The following is a 13,901-nucleotide window of genomic DNA, read 5'->3' on the forward strand; positions in this document are numbered from 1 at the left end:
CCTTTCACATTAAAAAATTGTAGGCATGAATACGCTATCAGTATATCAGAAAATGGGTTCGGATGGCGGATAATCCTTCGCCATTTGTTGAAAATCGTCGAACGATTATTGAAGGAATATTTAGTAAATTTGAAACGGGAGCGAATTTGTTTTCGTATACTAAGGAAGAGATGGAAAAAGAAAGGGGTGAGGGAGTGGGGCAAATCCAACACGACGTTAGGCAAGTGATCAAGATACGACGATACGGGTTCCCGGCATCGATGTTTTATGTTGTTGTTTTTCTGTATGCGTTGTTCGTCGAACGGATGTGGATGATTCCGTTAATGTGGCTACTCGCCATCTTTCTCATCTTCATGGGAGGGAACGAATATCGCATCATGCGTCACGTCGCAGCGAATCCCTTGGCCATCAAGTGGCTCCGCATCCAATATGCGATGACATGGCTAGAGGCGCTCTTGTTGGCGGCATCGATGACGGCGTTAGTCCTCGACCATAGCATCGGATTGTTGATCGGTGTCCTCTTCGCTGTCATGCGATTCACGGACTCGTACCGCGACCGCCTCCTTACAAAGAAACTACAGGCGGTAGAACCGGATCTCCCGACTTATGAACAACTGATTGAAAGGATGAGTTAGATGGAATTATCCCCGCATTCAAAACGACAAATCGATACGCTGCTCCGCTTTCAGACGTTCACGGGCTGGACGATTGGCATTCTCGCTGTGACGGTCATCATCGGGATGTTGACATTTGCCTCTTACCGAGACCTGTCAACAGGCGCAATCATGGCAACGATTTTCGGTTTTTGCTTCCTATTGATTGGCATCGAAGTCGCCAAGTTTAACTTGTGGCTACGGTTCGTTAAGAACAAAAAGGCGCGCAGGCTGTTGTCATTACGTTATACGGCGATGTTCATCGGTTTTGCCGCCATCGGCTATTTCGGCTACGTCGTCTTCAATCAGACGCCGCAACCGCAATCATTCCAGGCCTTCCTGTTGTCGCAAGCCTTCTTCTGGGGCGCCTCGTTCATCGGCAAGTGGCTCGACCGCATCATCCAAACGCATGACGATCGCTATTTGACGGACAAGGACTTGAAGTTGATTCGGGAAGCGCGTGAGTATCATGAATAAGCGGAGCCAGATGCGTGAACTGATGGCGTTCGACAGCGCGAAAAAGACATCCGTTGTTCTCTTGTCTTTTGTCGGTGTCATGACCTTGTTTTTTCTGGTCGAGTATGACTGGCTCTCCACGGTGACGGTCTTCTTCATCGGCGCGGTGGCGGGCCTGCCTGATTTCTATAAAGCCTGGCGACGTGAGACGATTAAAAAGAAGTACCTGGTCTCTCGCGAGGCAAGACGTCTCATCCACTTCTATTCGTTGAGCGGACTATTGATGTACCCACTCGTTTTACTGTGGGTCTACGCTGCGCTCACGAAGCTCATGTCACTCCAAACGTTCTTCCTGATTGGGGTGGTCTCGTTCCTCTTTGCGGTTTCGATTGGGAAGTGGTACGAGCGCTATATGGCTAGTCTCGATGACAACTACGTCTCTGAAGCTGAATTGAATGAAGAACGAAAATGGGGGAGCGCCTGAGCGCTGCCCCATTTTATTTGAACGTCCGGATGATGAAGTATACACAAGCAAAGAATGGGAGCAAGAACAGTGCGCCGAGCCACTCACCTTGACCGAAGACGAGCCAGGCGAACAGTTGGAACGATAAAATTCCTGCGGCGACGAGGCTTGCGAATCGGAGGGCTCTCGGACGGCTGGACGGTTCGCGCCACCAGTCTTTGAAGAATGGAAAGCTCGTCACAAGTGCCAAACCGAGGAAGAAGGCGGCCGGGAACACGAGCAAATCCCCGAGCTCGTCATTCCCTTGAACTTGCAACCATTTCGAGAGCGTCGATAAGATGATGCCGATGACGAGAAAACCGATATTCATAGCCATTCCTCCACTCCATCTAATAGATACTTCCATCATGCCCGAACGAGCCCGCCGGGACAAGCCTGTTCAAAAAAAGTCGCTTTTTAGTGAAAGTGGTGACTTTTACATGAACGATAAAAAAGTATCGGAGGACGGTGTGAGAAAAATGCTATTCGTGTCGAGGGAGAACCGTTAGCATGTAAGGGTATCTGGAGAAACGGCTGGATCGGATTGAAAAGCGCCAGAACTCTGCGGAGTTGACGAGGACGAAGGTGATCGAGATTTTCGGCGGATGCCTTCTAGTCGCCTGTCACGACTAAGAGTCTTTCAGTAAAGCGTTCGGGTGACCGGGCGGACAAAGTGAAAGACGATGACAGCTCTTAGAAAAAGCCCGTTTCCTTTTTCGAGAAATCGAATATAGAGGAGAATTGTTTATGTGTGGAATTGTAGGAATGATTGGTCAAGTCGGGACGAAAGAGATTTTGTTGAAAGGGCTCGAGAAACTCGAGTACCGGGGCTATGACTCGGCTGGAATCGCGCTCGTCGGAGAAAGCGTGAACGTATTTAAGGAAGTCGGCCGCATCGCCGCACTTCGTGACATCGTGCCGGTCGAAGCAGAAGGGACGGTCGGGATCGGCCACACACGTTGGGCGACGCACGGCGTGCCGAGCGTCCCGAACGCCCACCCGCACCAGAGCACGACGGCGCGCTTCACGCTCGTCCACAACGGCGTCATCGAAAACGACGAGCAGCTCAAGGCGACGCTCGACGTCCCGTTCAAGTCGGAGACGGACACGGAAGTCATCGTCCAGCTCATGGAGAAGAACTTCGTCGCGCTCGGCGACGTCGAATCGGCGTTCCGCAAGACGCTCGCTGAGCTCCACGGCTCGTACGCGATCGCGATGATCGACTCGGAGGACCAAGAGCGCCTCTACATCGGCAAGAACAAGTCACCGCTCCTCGTCGGTCTCGGCGACGGCACGTTCAACGTCGTGGCGTCTGACGCGATGGCGATGCTCCAGGTGACGGACCAGTACCTCGAGCTCCACGACGGCGAGATCGTCATCTTGACCCGCGAGTCGGCGACGATCAAGACGCTCGACGGCGACGTCCTCGAGCGCGAGCCGTACATCGCGGAGATTGACGCGTCGGACATCGAGAAGGGCACGTACGCGCACTACATGTTGAAGGAGATGGACGAGCAGCCGGCCGTCATCCGCAACATCATCCAGCACTACCAGAGCGACGCCGGTGACATCGAGCTCACGGAAGGTGTGCGCTCGCTCGTCTCGGAGGCGGACCGCATCTATATCGTCGCATGCGGTACGAGCTATAACGCCGGGCTCGTCGGAAAAGACATTTTAGAACGGATTGCCGGCATTCCGACCGAGGTGCATATCTCGTCAGAGTTCGGCTACAACATGCCCCTCTTAAGTTCACGTCCGCTCTTTGTCTTCTTGTCACAGTCTGGTGAGACGGCCGACAGCCGCGCCGTCCTCGTCGAAGTGAAGAAACGTGGCCATAAGGCACTCACGATGACGAACGTGCCAGGGTCGACGCTCTCGCGTGAGGCGAACGAGACGATGCTCCTCCACGCCGGCCCGGAGATCGCGGTCGCGTCGACGAAGGCGTACACGGCCCAAATCGCCGTCCTCGCCATCCTCGCCTACGACATCGCTCGTGCGAACGGAAAAGAGCTACCGTTCGAATTGATGCCAGAACTCGCGCGTGTCGCGACGATCATGGACTCAATCATGTCACAAAAAGAGCTGTTTGAAGAGTTGGCAGAACGTTACTTGAAGACGACACCGAACACGTTCTTCATCGGACGCGGCCTTGACGCGTCGGTCTGTCTCGAAGGCGCGCTCAAAGTGAAGGAGATCTCATATATCCAAGCGGAAGGTTACCCAGGTGGTGAGCTCAAGCACGGATCGATCGCCTTGATCGAGGACGGGACGCCGGTCATCGCGCTCATCTCGCAACCGAAGACGAACTTGAACATCCGCAGCAACGTCAAGGAAGTCGTCGCCCGTGGCGCGAACGCCTGCATCATCTCGATGCAAGGCGTCGAACACGAGGACGATGAGTTCATCTTGCCGCACGTCGAACCACTCCTTGCACCGCTCGTTACGGTATTACCGGTTCAACTCATGGCGTATTACGCCGCACTTGGCCGGGGTTGCGACGTCGACAAGCCGCGCAACTTGGCGAAATCGGTGACGGTGGAATAACACTATACACACCTAAGCACTTCTCGAAACAGAGAGGTGCTTTTTACTGCTTGCCGATATCTTTGCCAACAGGCAAAATAGTAGGATAAGTAAGCGGTTCCATCGTATGGTTATATAAAGATAAGCGATGAAAGAAGGTCTGACATGAACGTATACATTGTCTGTCCATGCGGGTTCGTCACGAGCGCCATGGCAGCGAAGCTGTTTGCTGAAGCGTGTTCGGGGAAATTGTCGTGTGTGATTCACCACGGCACTAATCGTGATATCCCGAAAGACGTCGACTTGATCGTCTATCAAATCGGGACAGCGGCGATTGACCATCCGACCGCGCACGTCCGCTCGGTCAGACAAATCTTGTCGCTCGAGGAATATCGACAAATCGTCGAGGAATGGGTGAAGCGATATGAAGCATGAATGGAGTGCGCGGGAGCGCTCGATTTTACTACACTTATTAGGCACGGAGACATCGACACCGCTCGCGGAGATCGCGCAGGCGGTCAATTTGTCTGAGCGGACGATTCAACGGGAACGTCAACTGCTCGAAGGGATTTTGAGAGAGTTCGAACTAGAGCTGTCTTGGCAGCGCGGGCGCGGACTCAGCCTCGTCGGAGCGACGGCTGCGAAACAACAGCTCCGTGAGGATTTGATTTTGTCGGCCGAGGCCATCCCGACAGCCGAGGATCGCATCTTTGAACTGGCTTGGCGGCTCTTGTTCGAGAAAGACATGTTGAAGCTGCAGGCTGTCGCCAAGCAGATGCACGTCTCGCCAAGCACACTGACACAGGACCTGGAGAAACTTGACCGCTGGTTCGACGAATATCACCTTGAAGTCGAGCGGAAGAAAGGGGTCGGTGCGCAAGTACTTGGCTTGGAAGCGGAAAAACGCAAGCTCATGATTAATGCGCTCATGGCGCATTGGGACACGCTCGCGTTTTATCGCTTCGTCCGCGGCGAAGATGAGTACATTCCCGCCTTTTTGAAGACGGTCTCATGTGACGCCATGCTTGAGGCGCTCCGGGACGGATACGACTATTTAAAGAGTCATGCGTTCGAGCGGATGGATGACCGAACGATTATGCGTGTCACGTTCGCCTATGGCGTGCAACAAGCGCGACTCGACGCCGGTTTCTTTTTGGAGATGTACACGAAAGGACGTTCGGACGACTATTTGAAAGTCGCTCGGGACATGGAAGTGGCACTCGGTACGACGTTCTCGATGGCCGAACGGGTTTGGCTCGCGGAAGAGGCGAACCGGCTCCGTTCCTTGAAAGAACAGATGCAAGAAGATGAGGAAGAACGCTGGGTCATGCAAATCCGTGTCCATAAACTGATTCATCACGTCTCACTCATCCACGGCTTCGCCTTCACAGATGACGCGGCGCTCGAGAAAGGGTTGCTCGCCCATATCTTATCGAGTCTGAACACGCAGGCGCTTCCGGATACGGATACGGTCCGTCCGCACATCGACCGGGACTATCCGAACTTGCGGGCCGCCATTCAGCAAGCGGCGGATATCGTCTTCGGGACGAACACGTTCACAGAGGAAGAGACGGTGTTCTGGGCGATGCACTTCGCGGCCGCGCTCGTCAAACCGGTCCGCCGTCGTGAATATCGGGCGCTCGTCGTCTGCTCGGCGGGCCTCGGCTCGTCGAAGATGCTCGTCAATCGCGTGAAACAAGAGTTCCCGGAGATGCAAAACGTCGTCAACTCCTCATTGTTCGGTCTCGAACAGCATCGGCTCGATGACTATGACGTCATCTTGTCGACCGTCCCGCTCCCTCCGTTGTCGGTGCCGACGCTCATGGTCAATCCGTTGCTGACGACCGAGGAAGTGCAACGGGTCCGCCACCTCCTGTTGTCCTTGCCGCAATCGTTCCAAACGAAAGACGTCAAACCGCATTCGACGATGCTCGACTTCCAAGAGCTCGCGGAACTCGTGGACACGTTTGAGCGGATGGACCGTCAGTTCGACCTCGTCACACTCGACAACAGTGATCGGCTCGAGGACATCTTGTTCGATATCGGCACGCAGTTAGAAGAACGGGGACTCGTCGAAAGCGGGATTCAATTATCGGCACAACTGCTCCGGCGCCACGAAGTGGCTGGACTCGGCATCCCGGGCACAAAACTCGCCTTGTTCCATGGACGTCACGCGTCGATTGAACGGGCGAGCGTGTTCGCGTTCGATTTGACGACGTCCATCCCGCTCCTCATGATGGATCAATCGACGGAACCCGTTTCCCGTCTGCTCGTCTTACTCGCACCGGAAGAGGCGCGCGATGTCGAGCTCCAGTTTTTGAGTGCGGTCAGCGGCTCGCTCATCGAGAGTGAAGAACAGATGACGTTATACAGCACGGGTTCAAAAAAAGAACTGCGCCTGTTGCTTCATGACTGCATGAAACATATGATGCAAGATGCGTTGCATGAGAAATGACCCGCCGTGGTCATTTTTTTATTTGGCACGGAATGTTGCCAAAGTGTGAACTGGATTGAATTGAGTAAGCGCTTACTCTGGGTCTACAATACAGGTGTAGAGCACAAACCGGTTAGCTACACTACACGATAACCTTTCACAACTAAAGACTGGAGGTTTTATACATGGCGAATACGCAAGCTGGCTCGGGCGGGGTTCGAGTCAAAGTACAACGGTTCGGGAGTTTCCTGAGCGGGATGGTCATGCCGAACATCGGCGCCTTCATCGCCTGGGGGATCATCACAGCACTCTTCATCCCGACAGGCTGGTGGCCGAACGAAAACTTGGCCGAGCTCGTCGGTCCAACGATCACTTATCTACTACCACTCTTGATCGGGTTCACAGGTGGTAAATTACTTCACGACGTTCGAGGCGGTGTCGTCGGGGCGCTCGCCACGATGGGTGTCATCGTCGGGACGGACATCCCGATGTTCCTCGGGGCGATGATTATGGGTCCACTCGGTGGTTACATCATCCGTCAAGTCGACCGTGCCCTTGAAGGAAAAGTAAAAGCTGGTTTCGAGATGCTCGTCAACAACTTCTCGGTCGGGATCGTCGGTGGTCTCCTCATGCTCGGGGGCTTCGAGATCTTCGGACCGATCATGAGCGGGCTCGACAAAGTCATGGCAGCAGGCGTCGACTGGATCGTCGGGGCGAAGTTGCTTCCAATCGCAAGTTTGTTCATTGAACCGGCGAAAGTCCTCTTCTTGAACAACGCCATCAACCACGGGATTTTGAGCCCACTCGGTGTCGATCAAGTCGCAGACGCTGGGAAATCGGTTCTCTTCTTACTTGAAGCAAACCCAGGACCAGGTCTTGGTTTACTTCTCGCTTATATGTTCTTCGCAAAAGGCGCAGCAAAACGGACAGCACCTGGTGCGGCAATCATTCACTTCCTCGGTGGGATTCACGAGATTTACTTCCCATACGTGTTGATGAAGCCGATCTTAATCCTTGCGATGATCGCAGGGGGTGCCACAGGGATCTTCACATTCGTACTCTTCGACGTCGGCCTCGTCGCACCAGCTTCGCCAGGTAGTATCTTCGCGATTCTTGCGATGGCGTCACGCGGTTCACACCTCGGTCTCGTTGCAGGTATTCTCTTGTCGGCAGCTGTCACGTTCGCCGTGGCGAGTGTCATCTTGAAATCAAGTGCAGCCGAAGAAGTGTCACTCGAAGAAGCGACACAAAACGTCAGCGCGATGAAAGGCAAACAGTCGTATGCGTCGGCGCTCGTTCAAGATCGCCTCGACAAAGTCGACCACATCATCTTCGCTTGTGATGCCGGTATGGGTTCAAGCGCGATGGGGGCCTCGGTCCTGCGCAATAAAGTGAATAAGGCGAACTTGCCAATCAAAGTGACGAACACGTCCATCAGTCAATTGCCGAAAGACGCCCAATTCGTCATCACCCATCAAGATTTGACGGACCGTGCCGAAGAACAGGCACCGAACGCGATTCACCGCTCGGTAACGAACTTCTTGAACGCGGACTACTATGACCAGTTGATTGAAGAGATTCAAGCAGAGCGCAGTAAAATTTCATAACGAAGCAGACAGAGACAAGGTTTAGATATAGGAGGAACTAAAATGCCATTCATTCAGACAGAGATGATTCGACTCAACCAAACGTTCAGCACGAGTGCCGAAGCGATTGATGCAGCCGGAGCGGTGTTACACGCCGCCGGTTGCGTATCGCCGGCCTATATCGAGGCGATGCATGAGCGTCAAGCGCTCTCGAACGTTTATATCGGGAACCATGTCGCGATTCCGCACGGGACGGAAGAAGCGAAGTCGGCCGTTCAAAAGACGGGCATCTCAATTATCCAAGTACCGGACGGCGTCGATTTTGGAGGACAGACGGCGAAGCTCGTCATCGGGATCGCTGGGGTGAACGATGAGCATCTCGATCTCCTATCGCAAATCGCTGTCATCTGTTCGGACGAGGATAACGTCGAGCGGTTAGTCCGTGCCGAGACGAAAGAAGAGATTTTGTCGCTATTCATGGAAGAGGTGGCGTAATGAAGGCTGTACATTTCGGGGCAGGGAACATCGGACGCGGGTTTATCGGCTTGCTCTTGAATCAGAGTGGCTACGAGGTCACGTTCGTCGACATTAACGATACGGTGATTGAAGCGCTCGAGGCAAAACGCTATTACGAGGTCGGGTTCGCTGAAGAAGGCGTCGACAACGTCGTCGTCGACCGGGTGCGCGGCGTCAACAGTTTGAAAGACCCGGAGCGTGTCATCGCGCTCATCGCCGAGGCCGATCTTGTCACGACAGCGGTCGGACCGACGTTGCTTCCAAAAGTCGCACCGCTCATCAGTGAAGGACTCCGTGACCGCGAGACGGAGGCGCCTGTATACGTCATCGCCTGTGAGAATATGATTGGCGGCAGCGCCTCTCTCAAACAAGCAATCGAGGCGTCGGGTGGAATCGGGACGGCCCGCGCGTCGTTCCCGAACGCGGCTGTCGATCGCATCGTCCCATTGCAACAACACGAGGACCCGCTCTTCGTCGAAGTTGAGACGTTCTATGAATGGGTGATCGAGACGCAAGGATTGGACGCGCGGCCCCCGCTTCACGGTGTGACGTGGGTCGACGAGATTGGTCCATATATCGAGCGGAAGTTGTTCACGGTCAACACAGGACATGCGATCGCGTCATATATCGGCTCATTGTTTGAAAAAGGAACGATTGACGAAGCGCTCAAGGATCGTCGCGTCCGCCAAGTCGTTCAAGGTGCGTTGTATGAGACAGGTTGGCTATTACTTGAAAAGTACGGCTTCGAAGCGAAAGAACATAGCCGGTACATTCAGAAAATCATCAAACGTTTCGAAAATCCGAAATTAAAAGATGAAATTTCACGCGTCGCCCGTTCTCCGATTCGTAAGCTCGGACCGAGTGACCGGCTCGTCAAACCGGCACGAGAGCTCGTCGACAACGGGATCGAACCGAATGAACTCGCCTACGGGATCGCCGCAGCCTTGAACTATTACAACCCTGAGGATTCAGAATCTTCTGAACTTTACTTGTCGATTGAAGAGTCAGGCATCTTGTCGACGATTGAGAAGTACCTCGGGTTGAGTGAAACGGACACGCTGACGAAGCTTATCCTCGAACAATATCACTTGATTCGCGAGCAAGAAAAAGCGCGCGTGTCGTAATGTGACGCCTCTCCTCGTTAGAAGGAGAGGTTTTTTTCATGGCAAAAAAGATCAAACCAATCAAAAGACGGTTTGATAAGATTGCCATAAGAGGAGGAGAAACCTGTGTATGATGAACCCATTCGACGTACGATCGCCTATATTGAAGACCATTTGTACGACACGATTACAGAAGAAGAACTGTTACTACAGAGTGGATTTTCAAAATTTCATTTCCATCGTATTTTTTTGGCGGACGTTGATATGACAATTACCGAGTATATCAAAATGCGCCGTCTCGCAAGTGCGGCCAGCTTGCTTATCTATACGAAAGAACGGATTTTAGACATTGCGTTGCAACATCATTTTGAATCGCAAGAATCGTTCACCCGGTCATTCAAAAAAAGGTATGGACTGCCTCCAGGTCGTTATCGTACCAGTATGAGAACGTTACGAGAAAAAGGAGAAGAGGAAACAATGGAATCGATAAACGGATGGTTTTTAAGTGGTGGAGACTTACAGCATTACGAGATAGGAATTGACCAACAGGTTGTTCATGGCGGGAAAGCGTCGGGCTATTTGAAATCGACTTCATTGATGAAAAAGGATAGCTTTGGCACGATGATGCAACAGTTCAAGGCTGATCACTACGTGACGCAACGAATTCGGTTGTCAGGGTTTTTAAAAACCGAACAAGTTAGGGGAGGTGCCGGGTTTTGGATGCGGGTCGATCATAAGAATGGGGATGTGCTTCAATTTGACAACATGAGCAACCGACTGATTCAAGGAACGACCGATTGGAATCGTTATTCAATTGTTCTAGATGTACCTGAAGGCAGTGAGGTCATTTCGTTTGGCGTCTTGTTATCGGGAGAAGGACAGGTATGGATTGATCAGTTAAGCTTTATGGCGGTAGATGAGCGGTTGCCTGTCACAAATCTTCAGAGGGCAACAATTCTTCAGGATGCGCCGATTAACCTATCGTTTGAGGATGGATTTAATCATACGAACGGTTCACGTTAACAAAAAAGATGACTCTAATCCAATTCGGACGAGTCACCTTTTTATGTGGTTAAGCGCGGGTCTTGCCGAACTCGATGTACGTCGTGACAGATTTGACGTGCTTGACGACCTCTTTTTCCCGGAGCGGGCGGCTGAAGTAATAGCCTTGGACGTAGTCGCACTGCTCGTTCAATAACCATTCGAGCTGGTCCGACGTCTCGACGCCTTCCATGAGTACTTTCATGCCGAGGTTGTGGCCGAGTTGAATCATCGAGCGGACGATCGCTTCTTGGTTACGGTCGGTGAACAGATTGACGATGAACGAGCGGTCAATCTTGAGCACTTGGACCGGCAACTCACGGAGCTGACGGAACGACGAATATCCGGTCCCAAAATCGTCGAGTGAGATCATGATGCCGAACTGATGCAACTGGGCAAGTTTCTCGCGCGTCGATTGTTCATACGACAGCATCGATGATTCGGTCACTTCGAGCTCGAGGAACATCGGGTCCATCCCTGTCGCGTCGAGTGTGGCTTGGAGCGTGTCGACGAAGTCTTCCCGGGCGAACTGGAGCGGGGAGACGTTAACAGATAGCGTGAACGGTTTCACCCCGGTCTTTTGCCACCGGACCCAGGCGAGACATGATTCGCGCAACACCCACGTGCCGATTTGGTGAATCAAGCCGGTATTTTCCGCGATCGGGATGAACTCATCCGGTCCGACGTGGCCGAGGACAGGGTGATGCCACCGCAAGAGCGCCTCGACCCCTTCAAGCCGGTTTTGGGTGAGTGAAACTTTTGGTTGATAGACGAGCGAGAACTCAGAGCGGTCGAGCGCTTGAGCCAGCGCCTTTTCAATCTCGACGGTGCGTAAAATCTGTTGTCTCGACTCTTCTTCGAACTCCTTGATTTGGTTCTTGCCGGTCCGTTTCGATTCATGGACGGCGAGACGGGCGTATTGCACGAGCTCATCCGCTGAGGTCGTGTCTTTCGGAAAGTGGCTAATCCCGGCGCTCATCGTCAGCTCGACGGTCGTCCCGTCGATATCAAACGGCTGAGAGATAGCTTTGATGCACTTCTCCGCCTTCTGTTTCGCGAGCGTGCTCCGCTTGTCAAACAGTAGGATGATGAACTCGGATGAGCCGACACGCGTCAAAATGTCGTCCGGGTGGATCGTATGTTGCAGCCGGTCCGCGATTTGGAGCGCCAACTGATCTGAACCGTGATGCCCGAGCATATCGCTCATGAAACGCCACCGGTCGATGTCGATGTATAGACAGGCGACGGGGTCTTCAATCCGGATATGTTCGGCGAGAATCCGTTCAAGCTTGTGGCGGTTCGGCAAATCAGTCAACGCGTCGTGATACGCCATGTGTTCGACGAGCCGCTGTGAGGCAATCGTCTCCGAGACGTCACGCAAGAACCAAAGGATTTGATCCATCCGCTCACCTTGGAGCGGATAGGCCGTCACTTCAATCGTCGACTCGCCCATTTCAAGCCGACGTGCTTCGTAGAACGGTTGTTGAATCGACAGCGCCGCGTGATAGTCTTGGAAAAACTGATCCTCGGTCCGGTCGAACAACCGATAGAACGCGGTGTTCGCATATTGAATCACGCCATCTTTCGTCGTCGTCACGACCGCGTCCGTCGTCGAATCGAGAATCGTCGCTTGAATCAATTCACGTCTTCGTAAATGCCGGTCGAGTGTGAGCGACAAGAAGAAGATGGCGAACAGTAAGGTCGTAATGCCGGTGACGAGCCATGCCAACAGCGACGGTTCGATGCCGATTGCAGCTGGGGTGTCCGTCAAGAACGTGAACGAGGCTGACAGCATCCCGACGTAATGCATCCCGAAGATGGCGACGCCCATCAATAGGGAGAAGAATATTTTTAGCTCCATGTGAATCTTCTCCTTCGCATATTTTGAGAAGAAGCCGATCCACAGGGCGCCAAGTGAGGCTGTGATTGCGATGGCAAGCGACAACAAAGCGAGCCCGGTGTGATACGCAATCGTCACACCTTGAATGGCGGCCATCCCGACGTAATGCATGCTCGCGATACTGATCCCCATCAACAGTCCTGCACCGATAAGGGTGGGACGAGTTGTATGGCGCGAGACAATCAGGAAGCCAAGGATACAGCCGGCCATAGCGATGACGACCGACAGAAACACGAGCGGCATCGAATACGTGACAGGGCGCAAGCCTTCGTGCGCCAACATGGCGATGAAATGCATCGCCCATATGCCTAGTCCAAGCGTTGCCCCACCCGCTAAAATCCACATGTTTTGTGCGGTGCGGTTCGTCGAGTTGACTCGACGTGCCAATTCGATGGCGGCGTAGGCAGAGACGGCGGCAATCATATAAGATAAAACAACAAGAAACAGATTGTGACTCATTGAGTGTTCGACGACTGGATCCATAAGTACCTCGCTAGGATATAATTGTATTTGATAATTTATTATACTCGGGAAATAGGAGTCTACCTATCATTATGCTTCAATTTAGAGAACTATTTTCAAGGCTGAACGTTTTTGCGTTGTCTAGATTTGATCGGTCGCGCGTTACCTGCTACGAAACGGCGGGTAAAGACTAAAAAATGCGAAATGGAAAGAAGGGGTGGCCGTGGACTTTCGCCCGATTACACCGAACGATGTGAAACCGCTCCAGCGACTGTTCATGGAAAGTTTGAGCGACTTGATTCGTCGCGAACAGTTCGAGGACGCTGACTTGTTAGAGGAAGAAGTCGCCCGTCTGAATACGACGATTCAAGATAGTTTCGATGATGACGCCGTCGACGTGTTCGTGGTCGAACGAGAAGGGAAAATCGTCGGGACGGCGGCGGTATTGCCTCCAAACGAGATTATCACGGCCCATCTGGACGTGGAGCCAGGAGCGGTCGAAATCGGCTGCGTTTATGTCGCCCCGGATCAGCAACGGCAAGGTGTCGGTTCGTTCTTACTTTCAGAAGTGATGGCAACGCTTGGGGAGGATGCGACGTTTTACTTAGACGCTGGTTTCCCGTCCTCACAAGACTATTGGGAAAAACGGATCGGACCGCCGGTGATGTCACTCGATCATTACTGGGGACCGGGCGCCCCGCATAAAATATGGAAGATTATGAAAA

General features: G+C 53.0%; 13 protein-coding genes. 11 read left to right on the top strand and 2 right to left on the bottom strand.

Going from position 1 to position 13,901, the window contains the following annotated elements; genetic code table 11:
• Positions 1 to 194 precede the first annotated feature (194 nt).
• From RT52_RS05370 to RT52_RS05380, 3 genes are read left to right on the top strand one after another with little or no spacing between them, the layout of a single operon-like run.
• Positions 195 to 635 (top strand): hypothetical protein, encoded by a 441-nt coding sequence (locus RT52_RS05370; protein WP_034815667.1) that lies wholly within the window; start codon positions 195 to 197, stop codon positions 633 to 635.
• Positions 636 to 1,130: a hypothetical protein gene (locus RT52_RS05375; protein ID WP_034815669.1), complete on the top strand. Its 495-nt coding sequence runs from the start codon at positions 636 to 638 to the stop codon at positions 1,128 to 1,130.
• Entirely contained in the window at positions 1,123 to 1,593 is a 471-nt protein-coding gene (locus tag RT52_RS05380) for a hypothetical protein (protein ID WP_156028784.1), read from the top strand. The genes RT52_RS05375 and RT52_RS05380 overlap by 8 nt, the downstream gene beginning before the upstream one ends.
• 13 nt (positions 1,594 to 1,606) lie before the next feature.
• On the opposite strand, the gene RT52_RS05385 is transcribed toward RT52_RS05380, so the two are convergent.
• Positions 1,607 to 1,942 (bottom strand): hypothetical protein, encoded by a 336-nt coding sequence (locus RT52_RS05385; RefSeq protein ID WP_034807116.1) that lies wholly within the window; start codon positions 1,940 to 1,942, stop codon positions 1,607 to 1,609.
• Between the two features lie 416 nt (positions 1,943 to 2,358).
• On the opposite strand from RT52_RS05385, the gene glmS reads away from it, so the two are divergent.
• The 7 genes from glmS (at position 2,359) to RT52_RS05420 (ending at position 10,796) form a co-directional block, all read left to right on the top strand.
• Positions 2,359 to 4,155 carry a glutamine--fructose-6-phosphate transaminase (isomerizing) gene (gene glmS, locus RT52_RS05390; RefSeq protein ID WP_034815673.1) on the top strand — a complete coding sequence of 599 codons (1,797 nt, stop codon included), beginning with the start codon at positions 2,359 to 2,361 and terminating at the stop codon, positions 4,153 to 4,155.
• A 144-nt stretch (positions 4,156 to 4,299) separates the two neighbouring features.
• Entirely contained in the window at positions 4,300 to 4,569 is a 270-nt protein-coding gene (locus RT52_RS05395) for a PTS sugar transporter subunit IIB (protein ID WP_034814443.1), read from the top strand.
• On the top strand, positions 4,559 to 6,589 hold the full coding sequence (locus RT52_RS05400) for a BglG family transcription antiterminator (RefSeq protein ID WP_034814442.1): 2,031 nt from the start codon (positions 4,559 to 4,561) through the stop codon (positions 6,587 to 6,589). The genes RT52_RS05395 and RT52_RS05400 overlap by 11 nt, the downstream gene beginning before the upstream one ends.
• Positions 6,590 to 6,753: 164 nt before the next feature.
• Positions 6,754 to 8,175: a PTS mannitol transporter subunit IIBC gene (locus RT52_RS05405; protein WP_034814441.1), complete on the top strand. Its 1,422-nt coding sequence runs from the start codon at positions 6,754 to 6,756 to the stop codon at positions 8,173 to 8,175.
• A gap of 42 nt (positions 8,176 to 8,217) precedes the next feature.
• A complete protein-coding gene (locus tag RT52_RS05410) occupies positions 8,218 to 8,649 on the top strand; it encodes a PTS mannitol transporter subunit IIA (protein WP_034807107.1) in 432 nt (143 codons plus the stop codon).
• Positions 8,649 to 9,794 carry a mannitol-1-phosphate 5-dehydrogenase gene (locus RT52_RS05415; protein ID WP_034814440.1) on the top strand — a complete coding sequence of 382 codons (1,146 nt, stop codon included), beginning with the start codon at positions 8,649 to 8,651 and terminating at the stop codon, positions 9,792 to 9,794. The genes RT52_RS05410 and RT52_RS05415 overlap by 1 nt, the downstream gene beginning before the upstream one ends.
• A 105-nt stretch (positions 9,795 to 9,899) precedes the next feature.
• Positions 9,900 to 10,796: a helix-turn-helix transcriptional regulator gene (locus tag RT52_RS05420; protein ID WP_034814439.1), complete on the top strand. Its 897-nt coding sequence runs from the start codon at positions 9,900 to 9,902 to the stop codon at positions 10,794 to 10,796.
• A 49-nt stretch (positions 10,797 to 10,845) separates the two neighbouring features.
• Here RT52_RS05420 and RT52_RS05425 read toward each other — a convergent pair whose 3' ends face one another.
• Positions 10,846 to 13,197: an EAL domain-containing protein gene (locus RT52_RS05425; RefSeq protein WP_051690225.1), complete on the bottom strand. Its 2,352-nt coding sequence runs from the start codon at positions 13,195 to 13,197 to the stop codon at positions 10,846 to 10,848.
• Positions 13,198 to 13,399: 202 nt separating this feature from the next.
• Between RT52_RS05425 and RT52_RS05430 the strand changes: the two genes are divergently transcribed.
• On the top strand, positions 13,400 to 13,901 hold a 502-nt coding region (locus RT52_RS05430), incomplete at its 3' end, for a GNAT family N-acetyltransferase (protein WP_034815677.1).

Source organism: Exiguobacterium alkaliphilum 12/1 (assembly GCF_000714435.1).
Lineage (GTDB): Bacteria > Bacillota > Bacilli > Exiguobacteriales > Exiguobacteriaceae > Exiguobacterium > Exiguobacterium alkaliphilum.